Consider the following 22,402-nt stretch of genomic DNA (forward strand, 5'->3'; position numbering starts at 1 on the left):
AGAGAAGCCGTCTCATAAATTAATAGGGACGGCTTCTTCCTTGTTAAACAAATAGAACAAATGAAACATTTCGGATTATTGATCATCAGCCTGTTGCTATGTCATTTAACTTTAGCGCAACGCGTAAAAATTATTTTTGATACGGATATGGATTCCGATGTAGATGACGTAGGCGCCCTGGCGATGCTCCACGGTTTCGCCTATCTCGGCGAAGCGGAGATACTGGCGGTTACAGTGTCCAGTCTCCATCCATGGTCGCCGGGAGTAGTGGATGTGATCAACACCTATTTCGGCAGGCCGGATATTCCCATCGGCGCGGTGCAGCGATTTGGTGTATACAATAAATCCAAATATGCACGCAGGATTTGCGAAGAATTTAAACCCGATGCCAAACTAGGAGAGGACATGCCGGATGCAACGATGCTGTACCGTAAGTTATTATCGTCGCAACCCGATAGCAGTGTGGTGGTGGTGACGGTGGGCGACCTGACCAATCTTTCTAAACTGCTGGACACCGAAGCAGATCAGTTCAGCGAATTGAAAGGTATTGACCTGGTGAAAAAGAAAGTAAAGCACCTGGTATGCATGGGGGGCCGATACCCGGCAGACCTGGACCCAACACCCTGGGGGAATTTCAAGACGGATCCGGCATCCACCCAACATGTGGCTGCAGCATGGCCCACCCGCATTTATTTCACCGGAGGTGGCCCATTCGCAGACAGTGTGCCTACAGGAAAGATTTTTTTCAATGAAAAATATAAGCATACCCCGATGGCGCATGCATACAAATTGTACCTTGAAGGCTGGCATAGGAACTGGCATCACAGCGCCGACATCATTGCTGTTTATGTGGCTGTAAGAGGGTGGCAACCGTATTTCAAATTGCAGGAACACGGGTATAACCATATTTTTGAAAACGGGACGAATTTGTGGCGTTTAGCGCCGGATGATGAACGGCATTATTTGGTGAGTGAGTTTGCGGAGGGGATTGATCCGAGAGTGATTGCTGAGAAGTTTGATTCAATTATGGTGGGGGAGGTAGAGGGGAAGTAATGAGCGGATATTTATGCTTAATTGGCATTATTATAACTAAATGGAAATAAAAAGAAAAGGCGCAGAAGGAATATCTGCGCCTTTTTTGTTTATGAATGAATGTGTTTTTTTTGCATCAATAGAGGTCTGTTTTTCCGCTGTGATTCCCGATGGCCTTTTGTTTTGTAAAGCAGAGATTATGCAAATGGAACAGAAGCCTTAGGAAAGTAAGCCGTCTGGCAAAGTTTCAGAAAATACTTAATGTTTGTAGAGCAATAGTGTTAGGCCCAAAGTTATCCCCGAAGGTAACGGCAAGATGTCAGGTTGTATCACAACCTGCTTTTTTAGCGCTTTCTCTCTGAAAGGGGTTAATCTATATCAACATTTCCAGATAGAGGTTATTTCCATTCGACCCATATCAATTTTGGCAACGTGTCAGACTAATAAGTCCATATTTATAAGTAGTCGGCAGTACGTACATAGTTGTGAAGGAACATGATATCTTTATTGAAATTGCTCCTTGTTAATACAATTTATACTCTGTACATTTATTGCGAACAATTGAATCGCCAGGATCTATAAATCTTTTTAACCCTTTTGTAAACTGTCTGTACCAATGGAAAATTTGTCGTGTTGTTAATGCAGTCCTTTTAAATTCGACTGTTGTGGCTATTCCAAATTATCATCTATGATTTTTGTAAATTGAATATATCGATCGTTTTGCCCTGATACCTAATTCAAGTACTATGAAATATATTCTCACAGTAGTAATACTGCTTTCTGTGGCATTAAAGTCCCGATGTCAAAACTTGTTTCCCTTTTCCAGAAAAGCAGGAATAGGCATTAGTAGCCCCACTGCATTGTTACATGTAAATGCTGGCAATATTTAAGGATGCTGGTTGGTCTTTATATACCATTAATTCCCTAATTCTCCATCATATAATTATGAAAAGAAGTCTTGCCCAATTAATACAAAGTACCCTGCTGTTGGTTGCCTTTTCAATACAGGTATATGGTCAAAAGTATGAGGCGTCTAAGGTTATCCCGCCTTCGCCCACCGCTGCAGCTCTTGGGACGTACGGTGATATCCCGGTAAATCTCTATACAGGTACTACCAATTTTTCCATTCCGTTATATGAGATCAAAACCAATCATCACTCCCTGCCGATTACCTTAAGTTATCATTCTACCGGCGTGAGGGTGGGTGAAAATGCTGGCTGGACGGGTTTAGGGTGGTCACTAGCGGCTGGCGGCGTTATTACCAGGAATATAGTAGGGCTTGACGACTTTGTTACCGATGGGTATACCGGCTATTACACTGCTACGTTGCCGGATAAGCATGACCTGGGAAGCAAAGATATTATAGAGATGCCCCTGCCGCAGCAGGAATATTTTAATGAAGTAAAAAATGGTGGCATTGACACGGATCCGGATATTTTCAATTACAACTTTGGAAAATATTCAGGGAAATTTTCGATAGGCAAGCAGGTAGACGGCACTGTGGTATATAATGATGAATGGAATAACCTGAAGATCGAATATATAAGGGTACCTGGTCGGTGGATAGTGACGGACGAATCTGGGTATAAATACTACTTTGGCACCCGGGAAATGTGTACCGATTATAGCGTTTCTTCCCCGGATACAGAACTAAGCGACTATGCCCCGCTGGGTTATTTTGATATACCCAATAAACCAAGGGTAGCAACTTCCTGGTACCTGGACTCCATTGTGGCGCCATCCGCAGAAAAGTTGACTTTTATTTATGAACTCAAAAGTCAGAGTCTTAGTTTAATCGGCAAGTCAGAAACACAGAGTGATAAATTGCGTTCCGTTTATAACGACGGTGACCCCGGTAATTGTAACGCCGGACCAACGTCGACGCCCAGTCCGATTGTTAAATCATATGGTGCGTCCATTCAGGAAATAAGTGATGTAACGTTAAGCAAAATTAATTTTAGCCAGGGAAGTATTGAATTTGCGGCAACGGAAAGAAATGATTTATTGTATACGGGGGCTGTAAAACCATCAAAATTGTCTGAGATAACCATCAAGGATATAAATGGTAAACAGGTCAGGCGATATACTTTTTTCTATAGCTATTTTCAATCATCAGTTCTCGGGTCGGCTGGAAATGATAGTATCTACAGGCGTCGGCTCAGATTAGATTCGCTGATTGAACGGGGAGGAGATGGTGCTGCCAAGGCTCCATTTAAATTTGATTATTATACCCCGGATGGGATTCCTTATAAATACTCCAAAGCCATAGATCACTGGGGGTATTATAATGGAAAGACTGCTAATCTGCGTCTGATACCGGAAAAGATGATTTACTTTGAAGAAGGCCTGGATAAAAACATTTTTTTTGATGGTGCAAACAGAAAATCTGAAACTGATCCGGAAAAGTTAAAAAGCGGTATGCTTTCCTCCATCATTTATCCTACAGGAGGAAAAACAGTGCTGGATTATGAAATAAATGATTATCGCAACCTTTATGGAGATGATACATTCGACTGGGTGCCATTGTCGGTGGAGGCCTATGCGAGAGGACAGGATCGCACTGCACATTTAACAAACTCATTTGATGTTTACGATACGGTGCCGGCCACCTTTACAACAAGGTTTAAAAATGAAAGCAGCCAGCCTACCAGCTATATTCGGGACTATGCACACGTTTATAAGAATGGGAATCTGTTATATAATTTCTGGGAAGAAAATAATGACATGCCGGGCAACTATTCTCACCCCCAAACTTATTCAACAATGCTTGTACCAGGACATTATACGATAGATGTGGTTTCTGATGAAGGATTTACCACCCAGATTACAGCTAACTGGAGAGCGAAAGTGCCGGTAAAGAAAAGATTTGGCGGCGGGTTACGTATAAAATCTATTACAAACTATGATAATGGAGTACAGGTGCTGAAGCGGAAATTTCAGTATGCAATAAATGATACCACTACTTCGGGGCTTTTATTGAGCCGGCCGACATACGATTATCTTACATATTATAATCTGGCAGGTCCCGGTTATTGCCAATGGAAACATACATACTATACCAGAACCTCCTCCTCCATTGCGGTGCAGGGACTATCTTCTAATGCAGGAATAGTGGGGTATGATAAGGTAACTGAGCTATTGGGAGAAAACGGAGAGAATGGTAAAATTGAGTATTACTATAAAAATGAGGAAGACCTGCCAGTGACTTTTCCTTATTTACCTACTGAGCATAATATACTAGCCGGCAAGCTAAATAAATCTATTACCTATAACGCATCCGGCGTCGCGCTAAGCAAGACTGAATACAGGTATGCACGTACGCAGCGTGATATGTTACCTGGGATGAAAATATATCCTGTTATTCCGGTAGCGCAAGGAATGGTGGTGGATTTTCCCTATAGGTATTATAATACATTTTCCAGTTTTGTGACTTTAACGGAGGAAATTAAGACAGATTATTCCGGTGCAGATACACTTGGCGTATCTACTAAATACACCTATGCTGGCGGCCGGTTAAATCCTATGAACGTGATTGGAAACGAAGTTTCGAGAAGTAATGGACAGCGGCTACTGTCGTTAAATTCGTACGCCAGTAACTATGCGACAGGTACACCTTTTATAGACAGTATGCTTTCCCGTCACGTGGTTTCAAGCCCTATTGAGACTATAAGCTATCAAATTGGCAGCAACGGGGACACCTCTATAACAGGAGGAAGTATTTATACTTATAAAATAACAAATGTAACCTTGCCCGATGAAGTCCGGTTATTGGATGTTCCAGCCCCTATACTTCTGAAGAATTTTAAGTTTTCTAATGCAGCTACCGGAATTTTCCCGGCACCATTTAACACGATGACGATGCTTTCTGACAGTCGCTATTTCAAAAAGGCTGTTTTTAATACTTATGACGGCAAAGGAAATATATTGGACAGAAGTATCAACTCAGGCCCTACAGAGACGTTTTTATGGGGCTACAATTCCCAGTACCCGGTGGCAAGGATTGTAGGTGCCGATTACAATACTGCGAAGCAATATATAAATCAGGGTGTGCTGGATCTGGCAGCATCTGAGCAAGCGGTAAGAGATGAGGTAAATAAAGTTAGAATTGGTTTGCCTGCAGCTTTGGTTACTTCCTATACCTATAGCCCGTTAATTGGAATTACATCTGAAACAGATCCTGCCGGAAAGACTTCTTTTTATGAGTATGACAGTTTTGGCCGGTTAAAACTGCTAAAGGATAAGGATGGAAAGATCTTGAAGCAGTTTAACTACCAGTATCAGCAACCTGTTACCCAATAGTTGTAACCCCCTCGGGACACCGTGTTACTTTTTATGAATTAAACTATTAATTGTTAATGTAATAAATAGAGCTATGAAATTATTCTTTCTGAACATAACGATGCTGTTCATATGTGTATTATCCGCTAATTCCCAAAATTTATTCCCTTCAACCGGCCCCGTAGGAATCGGCACTTCTTCGCCATCGGCATTGTTACATGTAAATGTAGGCAACATCAAACTGACTAATCCCGCAGGTTATCCTTATGGGGTCAACGTTGATGTTAACTTCTCCGGTGCATGGGCCAGAGAATTTGGCATATCCTATAACAGTACAGGAAAGCTTGCATCTTTTGGAGCCCTGGGACTTAACGGAACTCTTACATATGCCTATATAGGTGGAAATACTACGGCGGATGCGGCCAACGGTTCCCCTTGGATGGTCTTTAAGCCTAATGGTTATGTTGGGATCGGAACGCTGGCTCCGATAGCAAAACTTACGATGGAAACTGCCGACAGTACACTAGATAATATGATAAGGCTTGAGAATAAAAGTATTCCTAATTCGCTTTTGTATATCGGAACAGCAAACAGCGCTTTCCCTGTAATAGACTACCGTAAGGAGAATGTTATTGAAAGCTACAGTGATCTGCACATCTCAGCGGCAAATGCCGGTAGCAACCTTTATTTTGAAACGGGACGACTGGGTGCTGCTGCTACAATCAGGATGACTGTAAATAATGTAGGCAATGTAGGCATTGGGACTACGGCTCCCGGCAGTTATAAACTTGCAGTGGAGGGTACTATCGGAGCACGGAGAGTGAAGGTTACCCAGGGAAGTTGGGCTGATTTTGTGTTTCATCMGGATTATAAGTTGCCATCATTGGAAGAAGTTGAGCAGTTTGTAAAGATCAATCAGCATTTGCCGGAGATACCTTCGGCCAAGGAGGTAGAGAAAGAGGGACTAGATGTTGGAGAAATGAATAGGAAGCTGCTGCAAAAGATCGAAGAGTTGACACTGTATATTATTGAGATAAAGAAAGAAAGTACTAAGCAGCGTACGGAGTTAGAGATACTTAAAAAAGACATTAAGAAGAAAGACTGATTATTTGTCTAACATTTCATTTACAGTGGCCATTGGTAAACCTGTTTGAAATTAATATTATGTATAGATTTTATTTGGTTATTGTGTTGTTCGGTCTTTCAATAAGACTACAGGCGCAGAAACCGGATGTTACGGTCCGCCCGGCAGCTACCCCTGTTGCCGTGCCGGGAGCATATACAAATGCGACGATTAATTACATCCGTACCTGGGAGCCGGCAGCGCCCACTACTGACACCTCATATGTAACTTCCTCTGGTCGGTTGGTAACAGAGGTGCGGCAATCCACCCAATATTTTGATGGGCTGGGACGGCCATTGCAGTCGGTATCCAAAGCAATGAGCGTGAGTGGAAAAGATCTTGTATCCCCTGTCGTATATGATGCTTTCGGACGGGAACAGTTTAAATATCTGCCTTATGTACAGCAAAGTGGTAATACCAGTGATGGTAAATTTAAAACTGATCCTTTTAATGCACAGAAAGCTTTTTATCAGAACGTAGGTCTTGCACCTGGCGCGGGAGGGGAGAGTGTGTATTACAGCAGTGTTGACTATGAAGCCTCGCCTTTAAACCGGGTACTTAAATCCTATGCGCCGGGTAATAGCTGGGCAAAGAATGATCCGGCAACGGTTGAACGGGGTGGTAACCGTCCCACAGAGGGGCGCTATCAGATTAATACGCTTGCTGATTCTGTGCGGATATGGGATTTCTCAGGAGGTCTTATCATTCCTGCCAGTGCTGCCGGAAAAATTTATGGGGCCGGGCAGTTATATAAAAATCTCAGTATTGACGAAGCTGGCAACCAGACCGTTGAATACAAGGACAAGGAAGGCCGGGTAGTTTTAAAGAAAGTGCAATTGTCTGCCACACCCGGAACTGCGCATACGGGTTGGCTGTGTACTTATTATGCCTATGATGATTTGGGTAACTTACGTTTTGTGATTCCTCCGAAGGCGGTAGAGGCGATCATCAGTAACTGGGTGATCAGCAATGCCATTGCTGCGGAGTTATGCTTTATTTACCGATATGATGGCCGCAACAGGATGATCATAAAGAAGGTTCCTGGTGCAGACTCCACGGAGATGGTGTATGATATCAGAGACAGGCTGGCATTTTCCAGGGATGGTAATCTGAAAGGTAAAAGCTGGCTGGTGATATTTTATGATAACCTGAACCGGCCTACGATGACAGCGCTTTATAATGACGCTGGTAGCAGGGAGACGCTTCAGGTGTTGATGAATACCGCCACAGGTAACACACAGTCTATACCGTATACATTCCCTGGTACTGCGGATCTGGTTCTTGCATCCTATGATGGTACTACTCCCTTATACCAGGCAACCGGCAGTATAACATTGACAGATGGCTTCGATACAGGTACCGGCGCGTCCGTGACTGCTGAAATAAATCCGTCTGTTACGCAGGGAGCCACTTCCATTACAGCAACAAATCCGCTACCTAATATTCCGGCTAATAAACTAACGCCATTAACCTATACCTATTATGGTGACTACTCTTTTGCGGGTAACAGGGGATACGATACCCGTGATATTGCCAAACCTCAGGCAGGTAGTAACCTATATGCGGAAGCTTTACCTGCTGGTTCCAGCGGCATGATTAAAGGGCTTGTCACAGGCACAAAAGTAAGGGTACTTGGTACTGATCAGTGGCTTACCACCACCAATCATTACAATGACAAGGGCCGTTTGATCCAGGTCTTGTCTGATAATATCAGCGGTGGATATGATGTGGTAAATAGCCTGTATGATTTTAATGGGAAACTGTTAAGCACTTATCAGCGTCACCGTAATCAGCGTAGTGGTACCATTCCAGAGTTAACAGTACGTTCCATCATGAATTACGATGCGGGCGGACGCCTGATAAGCATTAAGAAGATGCTCAATGATGATCCGGCACAGGAAAAGACATTGGCGGTAAATGAATATGATGAGTTAGGACAGCTGAAAAAGAAACGTTTAGGCGTAACCGGGGCCAGTACACAACTGGAGACTTTAAATTATGAAAACAATATCCGGGGCTGGCTTAAAGCCATCAACAAAGACTTTGTGACGACTGCCAGTGGCTCTGCCAACTGGTTTGGACAAACCCTTAGCTATGATTACGGGTTTAGTTCGATGCAATACAATGGTAATATAGCCGGCGCTGTCTGGAAAAGCCGCAGTGATACGATTGCCCGGGCATATGGGTTTACCTACGATAAGACCAACAGGTTACTTTCTGCCGACTTTAACCAGGTCAATGCAGGCAGTACTGGCTGGACAAAAAGCCTGAAAGACTTTTCAGTGAGCGGGATATCCTATGATGCGGGTGGTAATATCCAGGCTATGAACCAAAAAGGCATGAGTGGCCTGAGCATACAGACCCTGGATAGCCTGAAGTATGGTTATAACGCGGGCAGTAACAAATTATCCTTTGTAACAGACCGGAAAAACAACGCGCAAAGTGTGCTGGGAGATTTCAAAGAAATTGTCAATAATGAGACCGCCGATTACGCCTACGATGCCAATGGTAACCTGACAAAGGATGAGAATAAAAACATTGCTGTTATAAGGTACAACCACCTGAATTTGCCTGACAGTATTGTTATTACGGGGAAAGGAACTATTCAGTACCTGTATGATGCTGCTGGCAATAAACACAGAAAGATCGTCACTGATAATACAGGTAGCACAGCCAAATTGACGATGACTGATTACATCAATGGTTTTGTATATAAAAACGATACACTGGAATTTGTGGGGCATGAGGAAGGACGTACACGGCCAATATTGGCAGCCGGACAGCCGGTACGCTACATGTACGACTATTTTGTAAAAGACCATCTGGGCAACACGCGTATGGTACTTACCGAGCAATCTGACTTTACCATGTATTCGGCTACAATGGAAGCGCCGGCTGCTGCTAAGGAAACCGCTTTATTCAGCAATATTGATAATACCCGGGCGGATAAACCAGTCGGTTATCCAGCAGATGAAAGTGCCGGAGACAATGCGGCGGTAGCAAAGTTAACGGCTACTGGTACCGGTAAGAAAATAGGCCCCTCTATTGTACTCAGGGTAATGGCAGGAGATACCATTTCCATGAGCGCCAAAGCTTTTTATAAATCTGTTGGCCCTAAGGAAAAAAATGACGTTACCTCTTCTGTTGAAAATATGCTTACCGACCTGGTACACGCCTTTAATGGCAGTGGGGCCGGAGAGGAGGCCCACGGGCTAACCGGTGGTGATCAGCAGACACCATTTACCAGTAACTTTTATAACAATGACTACCAACGGTTAAAGGAAAAAGAACCTGATCAGGCTAATCCTGAAAGACCCAAAGCGTATCTTAATTTTGTATTGTTCGATGATCAGTTTAAATTAGTGGATGGCAATAGTGGAGTAAAACAGGTGAAAGCAGAGCCAGATCAACTGCAAACCCTCAGCCAGGATAAGATGGTAATAGATAAATCTGGTTTTCTGTATGTATATACCAGCAATGAGGGAACCCAGGATGTGTTCTTTGATAATGTCATTTTAGGGATTAATTCAGGACCATTACTAGAGGAGACACATTATTATCCGTTTGGGTTGACGATGGCGGGGATTAGTAATGTCGCGATTGTAGGTTCAAAATACCCCAAGAACAGAAAGGGGTTTGCAGGAAAAGAAATTCAGTCATTGGAGTTTAATGATGGCGGTGGTTTAGATCAATATGATTTTGGAGCGAGATTTTATGATCAACAAATTGGTAGGTGGCTGGTCAATGATCCTTTATCAGAGAAATATTATTGGTTTAGCCCTTATCAATATGCAGCCAATAACCCAATATTATATGTAGATATAGACGGTAGAGATATTATAGCAACTATAATGAAAAATGGTTTCACATTACCTGATCCCAAAAGTGCTGGTGATTTGGGAGTGACAGGATATTTGAAAAGAAGTATGTCAGCTCAGTACAATAATACAACCAGGGAGTATGATTTGAGATTTGCTATCGGCAGTAATTTTACTAAAGCCTTTGGCGACGGAAAAAGTGGTCCATTGGAGCAACAAAATCCAGGTTTATTTGCGCAAACTGAGGCACATGAACAAGGGCATCAGGATCAATATATGGAAGTTGCAAAGATGGACGTTACCGTAAATATAGGAGGGAAGGATTACACAGGGAGAGCAGATCAGGTGCTTACAAGTTATAAAACAGACTATGATAATACTACCAGGGAGGTACTAGATCAAAAGAAAAAGAGCGGCGACATTAAAACCAGCAGGGACGAAAAACAATTTTTGAAAAGCAGAAGTAAAGCGTTTGCAAAATCCGAGGGTGATGCGATAAATTCTGTAGTCACTGCCGTGCAAGAAAAACTAGATAATCTCGATCAATCTTTAAACAAGGATGCTGAACTTGATGCCAACAACCGTGGCCAAATAAAACAAGGAATGCCGCCGAAGTATCATACGCAAAATCTGCCCGTGTACGATGGAACTATTTTAAGATAATCAGAAATTATATGAAGAAAAAAGTAAGCATTTACATATTCATTTTAGCAACTATTATCTACGGATGTAGAACAGGCAAAACTACTATTACACCAGACGCCCGAAGTTACATAAGAGCGTGCGCTGACTCAATAAACAATATTACTAAGTATCCCAATTCACCATTGCCCTATTTTTTAGGAAACTCTTGTTTAGACTATGAGAAAAAGTATTGGATGAATATTCATAAGCCTTTGTTAATAAGAAAGGAAATTGTTGATAGGGTTAAAAGTGCTAAAGCTATAAAATATATCTTAAACTATGGAGACAGAAGAATCACTGAAAAGTGTGGGAGACAACCCGATTTTGGTAATGGATTAGTTTACTATCGAATTGAATTGTTGGATAAATCTTTTTCGGACTTACTGCAAGAAAGACTTAGGACGCTGGAGAAATAGGAGGAAGCGCATTATTATCCATTTGGACTATTTCAAAAGGAGGTGAACAAGCTATAGGGACTAATGGAAAGATTCCTTTTGTAGTTGCTCCTGACCTTGAAGCAGCTGCAATGGAAGTTGGAGGTGTAGGTGCGAGACATGGGAATGTTGTAGCGAATTTAGAATTGGTAATGAATTAATGTTAAAGAATGGTACATTAAAGCCTACAGATATAAAGTTTACTCTTGGTTTCAGGCCTCGAACAATGGAAGTAGTACCTCCATGTCCAAACTGTAAAGCAATATTTAGAATTAAATAAATGTATTCAGAAGGAAGAATAAAAGATAAAGCTATAAATGAGTCTGAAATAGATACAGACTGGTATTTTTTAGATAGGAAAGGCCAGATTGCTATTGCAGTTTCTGCAGGAGGTTTGTTACCAGAATCAGTATCCTCCGATATGGATAGATTAAAGAGGATGATAAAATATTTTCGTTTTTTACCTGTATTATCAAATGATATTGTTATAGAAGAAGATGTACTTAAGCTAGTACATAATTATTCTGCCGGGCAGAAAGAAGCTTACCTAAGAGATTTGTATTTTATGGCTTCCAGAGGATTTCATTATTTTGAGAAAGTTATACTAAATGATTATTTTGATTTTAGATATTATTTGAAAGCAAAGCCAATAAAGCCATTAATAATTAACAAATCTGAAGATGCTGCTAGGGATATTCTTCCTTATACTTTTATAGATAAGGATCTGGAAAACATGAAATCTTTTATGGTTAATGATATATCCTGATAAACTTTTTGAAAAATAGTTAAAGAACAAGCCGTAGTAAACGACACTATAACAAAAACTGTGTAAACATAGAAAATCGGAGTTCGTAAGAGCTCCGATTTTTTTATTTTTAACCTTTACACACAATCCAGGTTCCACGTGATCGTGATGCCGGTTTTAATCCCATGATCGTTCCCAAGCGGGAGAGTATGGTGGATGGTATTGTTATTACTTCTCGTATACTTCTCCGGTACTTAGGACTCGTCTATCTATTACATTTCTATTACTGTTCCACTACACTCTTATTACTGTTAGATTACTCTTTTACTTACACTTGGGCATCATCGTTGCGTCGCAATCCATTGACCGTCCATCTCAAGGAGCGGTGTAAGTATCCCTATTCTGGTGACTGGCTATAAAGATCAAACAACTTTCTCCTATTAATAAAGATTATGTAATGGTTGTAATTGAAGCGTTTGAAGCTAAAGAGAAATTACAGGGAAAAGATAAAAGGCTTCCTGGTTTCGGAGTTGTGAATAGTCTTTGGCTGTAAAAGCAATGGCCAACATTAACTGTCGGCCATTGCTGCAGGAAATCAGTTTTTTTATACTAATGCTCCAGGAAAAATAACATCGTATTAATAATATAATCAGGAATTGCTTTTGCATGCGCTTTACCCTGAATAGGTAAATATTGTACATCTGCACCTCTGTTTTTCATGGCATTATAAGCATGGAGGGTATTAAATGGAGGAACCAGTTCATCCGCAGTGGAATGTACCAGTAATACAGGAGCTGCCGGTTTCCAGTCATAAATATCATTTTTGTGCAACGCATTAATAAGAGCAGTATCTGTTCCATTCAATACCGCATTTTTAAATGATGGCTGCAAAAGATCTGTAGGGTTGGTTGGTAACGTAACAGTAAAAAGATTATGATTCGTAAGTTGTGTTGCATATGGTTCATAAAAGAAACTGTTCAGGGGTCTGTTTAATCCATAAATTCTGTTAAATGAAAGCAATACCCATATCCGGCTTTGCATATAAAAAGTATCATGAACTGCACCTGAGTTCAGCCACTCTTTGGCTGTTTCTGTAGCATCGTATGCACCAGCTCCAAAAGAAGATGCTGTTACTTGCAGTGATGGAATCTGCTCCTGAATCAGTCGGTGTGTTGCCATAGCCGCAGCACCACCTTCTGAATAACCTGCCAGGTATAATTTATTATCCCAGTTAATATGCTTGTCCGCCAATACTTCTTTAGCAGCATTAATCATATCGGCTGTTGTGCTGGCAAGCGAAGGAGTATACTGATATGGATGCAGTAAATTGGAAGTGGTTCCATACCCGATATAATCCGGTATCACCACAGCATATCCTAATGCAGCTATAAGAGGTACCCAGGTTTGTACAAGTGAACCGTCTTTAAAGTTGGAGGCAGCCTGTGTTGGGTCAATAACTGTTCCATTATCAAAGCTGATCAATGAAACATGATCAGCATATTTCGGTAAAATCATTAATCCGCTTGCTTCTACCATTGTGCCATCTGTGTTGGGCGTAAAATAAGTAACCTTATAAACTCCTACCACTAAACTGACAATATGTGTCCATAGGGAGTTGGGATCAATCCCGTTTACAGTTGATGTGGTCCTTGCATTAAGATTTTCTCTTTTTATTTCCTGTTCTCTGAGTAATTCAACCCTGGGTTTTAAATGCGCTTTTTTATCAGGATCAATAGCGCTTTTTTTGCATCCTGTTATCAGTAAGCCGGCAACCAGCAATACTGAAAAGGAGATTCTGGATAGTACGGGGTGCATCATGATTTTAAGGTTTTTAGGATTGGAGGTTAAGATAGAGTGATTATTTTGATAGTTCCATGGTTAACATTCCAGGTGTTTAAATGTTCATTGGGCAACAAGGATTCAATAAAAAATAGCACACTGGATGGTCATCAAAATAATTCAGATTCAAATCTCGTGCATTATGCCTGAATATAGCCCGCAGGAAAATAGAAATTATTGTTGTTGGAATGAATCCGGGATACTGAAGATAATAAGAATTGAAAATTTATGCAAATGACAAAGGCTACCGTCATAATGGACTTAATTTTCCAGGTAGGTAATTTACTGATTCAAAAAGGAGCTGGCTCAATTGTTATGAGCCGGCTCCTTTTTCATAAACGAGTGACGGGGATAGGGAAACATAAAAGAGATGAGCGAAGACCAGTACCCCTGTTTGCACGGGTCTTCGCTCATCTCTTTATCATAGAAACGCTAGTTCTTTTTTAAGTAGGTTTTATTCCCGTTCTTATTAATGTAGTACTGTCCTCCGCGTGGGCCCTGGTAAATTGTTCTACCTTTGGCATCGGTACCTATTACCTGATCGCTGGTATTGGTGTTAGCGGGTGCAGGCGTATTTACGGTAGCGGGCTTTTTAGTAGTAGTGGCCCGGGTGGGAGCACTGTTGCCAGGCGCAGTCACTGTAGGACGGGTAGTGGTAGCGGCAGGTGGGGTAGTGGCCTCCCTGCTCTTTTTCACTCTTGTTTTTTTGGGTGTATCCGTCGCGGTAGCGGTGGTAGCTGCAGTCGCATCTGTGGGTGCCGTAGCCGTTACTTCTTTACTTTTCCTGGTCCTTGTTTTTTTGGGTGCATCTGTAGTAGTGGCAGTTGCATCTGTTGGTGCTGCGGTGGTTACCTCCTTGCTTTTCCTGGTCCTGGTTTTTTTAGGGGCATCTGAAGTGGTAGCGGAAGTAGCATCTGCCGGAGCAGTAGCGGTGATTTTAGGGGCTTTGGTTCTTGTTTTTTTGGTAGTGGTTGTAGCTTCATCTTTTGTGTCAGTGACCTTATTGGCGGCCTGTTTCTTTTTCTTCTTTTCTGCTTTGGAAGCCTTCTCTGTTGTTTGTGGCGTGGTGGCGTTTTGGGCATGGACTTTCATCGTTCCAGCCAAAAGTGTACCTACCAGCAACAGCATGGTGATTCTTTTCATAGCAAGATGATTGGGTGTTGATGAATAAAAGAACTCTCTGGAAAAAAATGACAATCAGGGTGTACGTACGTACCTGCAATTTATGGTATTTTTTACGGTTAACAGGATGACTTTTAGCTAATGATGGCCAGCATATGGGAAATGGCATCGGGTGCATGCAGGGCGGCTGTTTGTTGCAGTGTCACTTAAAATACGGAAATGCATAATATTTAATGATCAAATATGCTAAGTGTTCAACGTCTTCCGGGGGATTTTTTTACAGCTTAGTTTTAATCATGGAAGTAATTAGTCTTCCTGGGCTAAATGCCAGGCAGATTTTTCGGGGAGATTTTTTAATAACCATTGTCGTTTTATTTAGGGTTAATAAATGGGGACATGCTTAATGCCTACATGGAATGTAGCGTGGTTATTTTTTTCATTTTCAAAATTAGAACGCTATTTTGAGAACTTTGTTAATATATATGACAATTTTTGACTAGCGTAAGGGGAGGACATAAGGCTATTTTTTTCTCGCTTGCTTTTATACTTTCCAGTTTTTCCCATGGAATGGCCAGGCAAATGGTATACTCCTTCGCAATTAATTTATCAGCACTGGCTGTTTGCCGGAAAAAGCTTTTTACAGAGGTGATAACATCATTTTCCGTGAAAAACCATTTAGCCTTTTCTGTACCATCTTTAAGATATTTAGCCGTAACCATGCCACTGATACAGAAGTAGCAGTGGCGGCAGATTTCTCCATAGTCCAGTATAATATCATTGCGTTTAAAGGAGAATATCTCGCAACTGTTAATGATGTTGTTGGTTAATGTTTCGGAAAAACAGGGGAGGTATGTTTTTATGTTGTTAAACAAAATGCCAAAGTAGTCCTGAATTTCGGGGGGCATGGCATGGGCAGTATACATGACTTTACTTCCGCGTCCCGGTTTTTTCATAAGGGTGTTTATTTGGGGGGATGATGGGTGGGGAGCTAACTAAAGGCTGGTCAATTCATGTACTGACCAGCCGGATTTCAAACAAATTAGGCTGCAGCTTCTTCCACTGTCGCTTTAGGTGCATTACTTTTGACAGCAGCAATGCCATTATCACGACCAGCAGCGCTTTCGTACATTTCGCTGGTACCAATAACTTGTCCATTGGTAGCTTTCAGGTTAAAATAGTGTTTCCCATTGGTGGAGTTCTTTTTCTCGAAGCGTTCATCAACCTGGGAATTGGTTTTAACAGACTCAATGCCGTTTTCGCAGCCTGATTTGGAGGTGTAGCCCTCGCTAACAAGGATTACTTCCCCGTTACCTGCTTTTAGTTTAAAACGGAATTCGCCGTTGCTGCTTTTAGAGACAACAAATTTACCCATAGGATATTGTTTTAGTGTTATGAAAGTTACTTAATAAATCTCAAACTCACTTGGGCATCATCGTTGTATCGGAATCCCCTGACCGTCCATCTCAGGGAGCGGCAACTTTTTTTGCAGTCAGTGATGATCTTAAGCAACGGGTAACTGAGGTCTGGGGCGCTATTTACAATAATTTACAAAGGTTACATTTTAATTTACAATCCTGACGCTTCAAGCTGAAAGGATTAAAGTAGTTTGGCTGTATTGAACTTTTATATGAAAAATAGAAGAGATGCCTTAAGCGGATCTGATTTACCAGGAGATAGATTTATGTTAATTAAAACCAAAAAAATATGAAAAAAGTTATTTATGCGCTGATCTTACCGCTGGTGGTGGTAGGCGGACTAGTATTTGCTAATCGCCAAATCAAAAATGAAGATTCTAAAAAATCAACCCCAAAACCACTCTCTGCTGCAGAAATGAAAGCCGAAGTGAGAAAATGGGAGGCTACCCCTGAAGGTATCAAGTTCAAAAAATGGGAAGCGTCTCCCGAAGGTAAAAAAGTGCTTGCCGGTGCTGCTAAAATAAGTAAGCCTATAAGTGCTTTGACCAATATGGAGGCTGTGGTGACCTCTCTTTCTCTTCCGCCAGGCTCACGATTAGGCTTCGGAGTGATGGCCAGGATTAATGGTGAGGATTATATTCTTAGTTTTGGGCTGGAAAACGCTAATGAATTTCAGCAATTGCATAGCCTGAAAGTAAACGACAAAATAATTGTAAGAAGCCATAATGTATCGTACGCCCCCAAGTATTCATATCCAATAGTATCGGGCGACTATGTAGAACGAGATAGTAGAATAATTTATAAACGTGCTCCTCATAAAGGTGGTTGCTGAGTAAATAAATTGGGAAATACGCACACGCATATGTTTTGTTCTTAATGTTTTTTTTACATAATTTACTTCATGAAGCCTGAAGATCGCGAAGATCTTCAGGCTTTTTTATTCTTACATTTTTTTCTGTTCAAATATTTGTTTTTGATTTAGAATGCACGCTGGCTTTTATATATACTTAACGTTTCCATCTACCTTATTACCCCCGGATTTCTATTTCGGGATTGGTGGTAACCATTCACTAACCGACGGCACTGTACGACCAGGGGCAGCACCGGGACCGGCATTATGACCACTACCATCCTGTGTCATCTGCCAGTTAAGCGTGTATAACGTATGCCACATGTCCACATTGATTTTAGCCGCCGGAATATTTGGGGTGGTGACAAGCAGGTTACCTGCGGGAGCACCTTTGCCATATTGATAGATGGTCATGTTATAGTCGCCGGTTGCAGTGCCGGAATTGTTGTAGTAGAGTACGAACAGAAATGTAGAGCAATTGTCTCCTACGGCAGCCAGATCCAGATAGGTGGCATTGGTGGGCAGGCTGAGGGTAGGAGATGCCCCATTATTACCAGAAAAGCAACTGACCGGGTTTCCATTCAGGTCAAATGCCTGGATGCGGGCAAGATTAAAACCACCAGTGGCAACCTGCTCCAGAACTAGGATGGTGCCATCATGAGAGCAGGTGACCGCAACAGGGGTGAAAAGAAGGCCCGCCCTGCCACCGCTTCCGTTAAAGTTCAGCGCCTTCCCTGCAAAAGTCCGGGCCAGCGGAATATTGTTGTCGGCAAGTCCCGGATCGTCTGGAAGAGGGGTGATCATCATCTTGCAGTATTTTTGACTCACTCCTATGATATGTTTGCTGGGGTGCAGGGTGACTGAGTCCGGGAAATAAGGGAATCGTCCATAACTGTTTTGGCCGGTAGACATATTAAACGAAGGAGAGTTATCATCCAATATTACCTTACGTAAATGATAGCCGCCACCGTTATCCAGGCAGTTCCCGATATCTTCGCTGTTGCAGGATTTACGCGGGTCAATGTAGTAGTTGCCTAAATCGGGAGATTGCGGATCAGGAACCGGCTGATTATTTTTTAGCACAAAATTCCCGTTATCCATTTTGAATTTAGGTGGGAAACTATCATATATCAAATGCGACAATCCAGATAATGCGCAGGTAGGAAATTTTACCGCATTCATATCCATTCCGGGAATATTAATATTCTGAAATGCATAGAGCTGTCCATCAGAATGATTGGAACAATCTGTAATTCCCAATCCGGCGGCTTTCCAGGACAATCCTACCATACCATAGCGCTGGCTGATGGCAAGGCCCATCCATTCCGAAATAGCATTTCCTGTTTGACTGTTATCGGCGTTGGTAAGTGTTCCTGTGGGAGGCGAAGATTGTGGCATCCAACTATACTGCCCGGAATAACCCAGTATAGCCGTATGCATATAAACCGATTTGCTGGTTAGTGGTATGGGCACCTGCACCAGGTACAGCGTAATGTCGGCGGTGTGCTGTTCATCGTTTTCCAGCACCCCGGTAGTAGCTTTACCGGCAGTCCAGTTATCGATATAAAAATCTACCTCGAACTTAACTTTGCCGCCAAGCGTATTTTCGAAACTGGCACTCAACGTAGCGGGATAGCTGGATGGATCAAGAGGTACCTGGGATGAAGTAATGCTGGGACGGTTCTGATCCAGGTATATCATTTTTGCAACGTAGCTGGCCTTTGCGCCTGAAGGGACAGCAGGGAATGTATGGTGACCGGGATCAGGATGGATCGTGAGGGTACTGGTAATGGTGGTGGAAATGTTGTTTGAAATCATCCAGGGGCTGTCTACCACCTCTACTATTGTTTGCGACATTTGTGCAACATCGGCGGCAATATTTACAGCAACCATTGCCCATCCGGCAAAGGGTATTTCATCTTCTATTTCGCCTTCAACGATTTGCTTTTCGCACCAGACCAACAGTTTTGTAACGGCCTTATCGAAAATGATCTGTCCGATCGTAGAAAATTCAACCCAGTTAAGCTTTTTGTCGGCAAGCCCTACATACAGAAAATCCCMACCAAAATAGGTAATCCCAATGGTAAGCGCCGCTGCAATAAATTTAGGGTCGTTAAATAAGTCATAGGCTGGCTTCCAGCTTTGCCCTGCCACGCCTACACCCAGGAATATGGAAGGCAGCACAAAATTCAATATGGCGGTTGTTACGCCGCCAATAACGGCACTCTTGGGGTACTGATTTTTGCCTGTTCCCAGGCCACAGCCATAAATATTAGCGGAAACGGCGCCTTCGGGAAAAGTGACCCTTACGGTAAGTGTTCCGGGAAACTTAGTATCCGGCACACCAAATATGGTGTCGATAGGACTTATCCAGCCAATAAACCGTAAATCGTTATAGTCCAGTTGCAGGTCCGCAACAATTTCTGCAGATACGCCGCCATCATCGGGTTGCCAGTCTGGTGTGCTCATTGTATTATCATCTGCATCAACAAACTGGATATAGGCGGCGAGGCAACGGATATAAGTATTTGTCATCGTTATTTCAACCTGGCGCTTACCTGAGTCGATGACTTTAATGCTGGTTGAAAGGCCATAGGTCGGGTCTGTATTTGCAAGGGCTGCTGTCCAGTGGTCGTCTTTCCCGGCACGGGTTTTCAGACTAACGGGCATGTATATACCTGCCGCCATCTCTCCATTGTCGCCGGCAGATTTTACGCTGGTGCCTTCCTGTAAAGTCCAGCTTGTTCCCTTGAGACGGACATCGTTCTTGGTACTGACTTGTACGGCTGTCATGGACTCTCCGGCAGCTTTGATGATATCGGCAGTAGGGACGAGGAGTTGCTGTTGCCCCATGGTGTCTGTATCAAAGGGTTGATAGTTGGCCCAGCCGGAGTTAACTGCAGGAGGGCCGGCAGCAGCCATCACACCAGCAAGCGTCTGTATTAAACCATAAGTAATGGGCGCTTTAAACTGGTCCATGTGTTCACCTATGTAGTTGAAGATAGTGGGATCTTTTGTGTTAAGGTCTCCATGATGGCGTATCAGGGTTTCGGCGGTTGATCCGTAATCACTATGCTTTACTTTGACGCCGGGCTGTTCATTTTTCATTGCGTTGTTTCCGGTCGTTTCGTTGGGAACTACCAGGATATCTACATGATGGATACCGGATTTGCCGGGCAGGGTGTTGGTTTTATTTTGATGCCGGATGGTATACCGTATCACCGTTCCCTGTGGGATATGGACCGGATGCGGTGTATAGTGTGTAAGGGCGCTGTCTTCCAAATGGGCCAGCGAAGGGTGTTCCTGCCTGGCTTTCGACCGTGATTCTGCTGTGTGTTCAATGAGTGGGTGTTTTTCTCCGGCAATATATACCCAGTAGTCTTCCCCCGGCAATTTATCTGAAAGGTTGGTATGAAAAATATAGGCCGTGGTGGCTTTGCTGGTGGGAGAGGAAGCAGCAGGCTGCATTTGTTCAACTGACATAAAAAATATTTTAAAAGCTTTGAAGATCAGTATTTAAGCGTGTCGGCAGCAATACCTGGAAGTCCGTGTGCACCGGACTTTCCGGAACAGTTGTTATTAGGATTGGAAGAGCTGGGACCACCATTTCCCGGTTTCCCGGCCTTGCCGTTGTAATAAACAGGCGTTCCCACAATGCTGGCGCCGCCTTTGAGCACAATACTTGCGGCAAGTCCCCCATTACCACCTGCGCCGCCACCTGCACTGTAGGCGCCATAACCACCATTGCCGCCATTACCGCCAGCGGCAGGCGCAAATTTAGTTGTGGCATCCACTATAAGTTTAGCATCGACCAGCACAGCGCAAAAAGAAGCACCACCCTGCGCACCACCACCACCGACACAATATATATAGCAATTATTAGAGGAACCGGTACCGCCGAACCCTCCCGATGTTCCGAACCATCCAAAAGGAATAATACCGGCAGCGCCTTTGACATTGCTATTAGCAACTCCTCCATCTCCACAATTGGCATAGTCCCCCTGGCACATGATGCAACATGACTTGGTACCTGCTGTCCCATTTTCTCCATCAGCTGCTACCGCTCCGTTTAAATTCACGTTGGACAGGGTGATGGTGCCTCCGTGAAGTGCCTGCAGCACGGTGGTTGCTATCCTGGTTGAGTGGGGAGATGCGTTCAGTATAAAATATTCAAAACTGACGTTTACCGGATTGGTGATCACAAAAATAGGGAAGCCCTGTTCATTAGACGTTAGCCACGTCTGGCCTCCTGTAGGCTGCCACTGAGGGTCCAGACCTCCTACAAACGTGAGATTTTTAGAAATCAGCAGTAGTGCTGGATAATATTTTCCATAACTCACTGCAATCACGCCATTGTCAGGCGCTTTGTCTATTGCCACCTGAAAGGTTTTACAGGGGTGGCCGGCAGTTCCGCAACTATTATCATCTGTACCACCAAGAGATATATATACCGTATCTGTACTTTTTTTACCAGACACTTTGGTTATTCGCGATACAGGTGTTTTACAGGGGAAAAATTTCACTTTATTCGAATCTGCTTCACGGAAAAGAGGTCTAATGGAACAAGGCAATACCGTTCCTTCAAAACTGGGTGGTTGAGGGTTCAGCGAATCCCGTATCTCCAGTCTCAATCCAAATAATGCATCGGTTAAATTGGTTTGATTGAAATTGGTTGCGCTCATATTGGCGTAGGTAAAGACGGCTCCTTTAAGGGAGGCACCGGTAAAATCGGCTTTGCTGCAATCTGCATTCGAGAAATTTGCAGGCCCCTTATCGCTTATGTTGAGCTGTGCGTTGTTAAAGCGGGCGCCCTTTACACTGGCATTGGCAAACAAGGCGCCGTTAAGTGTGCAGTTACTGAAGTTGGCATTGTCCAGGTTAGCAAAGGACAAATTCGCATTTGTCAGATCCTGGCCGCTGAAGTCTTTACCGTGCAGATCACAGGAAGAACAGCTATAAGGCGTTTGGGCGGTTCCTGTCATACCCAACAAGAGCAGCATACAATAAATCATTTGTATTTTAATAAATCTCCTGCAGGAGCTCCATTTTTTCATAGAAAAAA

At 42.9% G+C, this 22,402-nt stretch carries 13 protein-coding genes; 7 read left to right on the forward strand and 6 right to left on the reverse strand.

Features of this window, described 5'->3' with window-relative positions; genetic code table 11:
* Positions 1-60 precede the first annotated feature (60 nt).
* The 6 genes from AC1DCV_RS33880 to AC1DCV_RS33905 all read left to right on the forward strand — a co-directional run bounded on the left by AC1DCV_RS33880 (position 61) and on the right by AC1DCV_RS33905 (position 12,135).
* The gene (locus tag AC1DCV_RS33880) at positions 61-1,053 is read left to right on the forward strand and encodes a nucleoside hydrolase (protein WP_477027332.1); all 993 of its coding nucleotides are present in this window, start codon (positions 61-63) and stop codon (positions 1,051-1,053) included.
* A 924-nt stretch (positions 1,054-1,977) separates the two neighbouring features.
* Positions 1,978-5,331 (forward strand): hypothetical protein, encoded by a 3,354-nt coding sequence (locus AC1DCV_RS33885; protein WP_477027333.1) that lies wholly within the window; start codon positions 1,978-1,980, stop codon positions 5,329-5,331.
* Between the two features lie 73 nt (positions 5,332-5,404).
* Positions 5,405-6,415: a hypothetical protein gene (locus AC1DCV_RS33890; protein ID WP_477027334.1), complete on the forward strand. Its 1,011-nt coding sequence runs from the start codon at positions 5,405-5,407 to the stop codon at positions 6,413-6,415.
* Between the two features lie 59 nt (positions 6,416-6,474).
* Complete coding sequence (locus AC1DCV_RS33895; RefSeq protein ID WP_477027335.1) at positions 6,475-10,914, forward strand: DUF6443 domain-containing protein; 4,440 nt, start codon at positions 6,475-6,477, stop codon at positions 10,912-10,914.
* Between the two features lie 11 nt (positions 10,915-10,925).
* Positions 10,926-11,351 (forward strand): hypothetical protein, encoded by a 426-nt coding sequence (locus tag AC1DCV_RS33900; RefSeq protein ID WP_477027336.1) that lies wholly within the window; start codon positions 10,926-10,928, stop codon positions 11,349-11,351.
* Positions 11,352-11,649: 298 nt separating this feature from the next.
* On the forward strand, positions 11,650-12,135 hold the full coding sequence (locus AC1DCV_RS33905; protein ID WP_477027337.1) for a hypothetical protein: 486 nt from the start codon (positions 11,650-11,652) through the stop codon (positions 12,133-12,135).
* 588 nt (positions 12,136-12,723) lie between these two features.
* Here AC1DCV_RS33905 and AC1DCV_RS33910 read toward each other — a convergent pair.
* The 4 genes from AC1DCV_RS33910 to AC1DCV_RS33925 form a co-directional block, all read right to left on the reverse strand.
* Positions 12,724-13,932 (reverse strand): alpha/beta hydrolase family protein, encoded by a 1,209-nt coding sequence (locus tag AC1DCV_RS33910; RefSeq protein WP_477027338.1) that lies wholly within the window; start codon positions 13,930-13,932, stop codon positions 12,724-12,726.
* Between the two features lie 453 nt (positions 13,933-14,385).
* Positions 14,386-15,096, reverse strand: coding sequence for a hypothetical protein (locus AC1DCV_RS33915; RefSeq protein ID WP_477027339.1), 711 nt, complete (start codon positions 15,094-15,096; stop codon positions 14,386-14,388).
* A gap of 452 nt (positions 15,097-15,548) precedes the next feature.
* The gene (locus AC1DCV_RS33920; RefSeq protein ID WP_477027340.1) at positions 15,549-16,028 is read right to left on the reverse strand and encodes a Crp/Fnr family transcriptional regulator; all 480 of its coding nucleotides are present in this window, start codon (positions 16,026-16,028) and stop codon (positions 15,549-15,551) included.
* Positions 16,029-16,114: 86 nt separating this feature from the next.
* The gene (locus tag AC1DCV_RS33925; protein ID WP_477027341.1) at positions 16,115-16,447 is read right to left on the reverse strand and encodes a YegP family protein; all 333 of its coding nucleotides are present in this window, start codon (positions 16,445-16,447) and stop codon (positions 16,115-16,117) included.
* A 332-nt stretch (positions 16,448-16,779) separates the two neighbouring features.
* Here AC1DCV_RS33925 and AC1DCV_RS33930 point away from each other — a divergent pair, with 332 nt between their 5' ends.
* Positions 16,780-17,322, forward strand: a complete 543-nt coding sequence (locus tag AC1DCV_RS33930) for a hypothetical protein (protein ID WP_477027342.1) — start codon at positions 16,780-16,782, stop codon at positions 17,320-17,322.
* A 210-nt stretch (positions 17,323-17,532) separates the two neighbouring features.
* Here AC1DCV_RS33930 and AC1DCV_RS33935 read toward each other — a convergent pair whose 3' ends face one another.
* Both AC1DCV_RS33935 and AC1DCV_RS33940 read right to left on the reverse strand, forming a co-directional pair.
* A complete protein-coding gene (locus tag AC1DCV_RS33935) occupies positions 17,533-20,823 on the reverse strand; it encodes a hypothetical protein (RefSeq protein ID WP_477027343.1) in 3,291 nt (1,096 codons plus the stop codon).
* A gap of 26 nt (positions 20,824-20,849) precedes the next feature.
* Positions 20,850-22,394, reverse strand: a complete 1,545-nt coding sequence (locus AC1DCV_RS33940; protein ID WP_477027344.1) for a pentapeptide repeat-containing protein — start codon at positions 22,392-22,394, stop codon at positions 20,850-20,852.
* Positions 22,395-22,402 lie beyond the last annotated feature (8 nt).

The sequence above is a fragment of the Chitinophaga sp. 10T418 genome, from assembly GCF_056394125.1.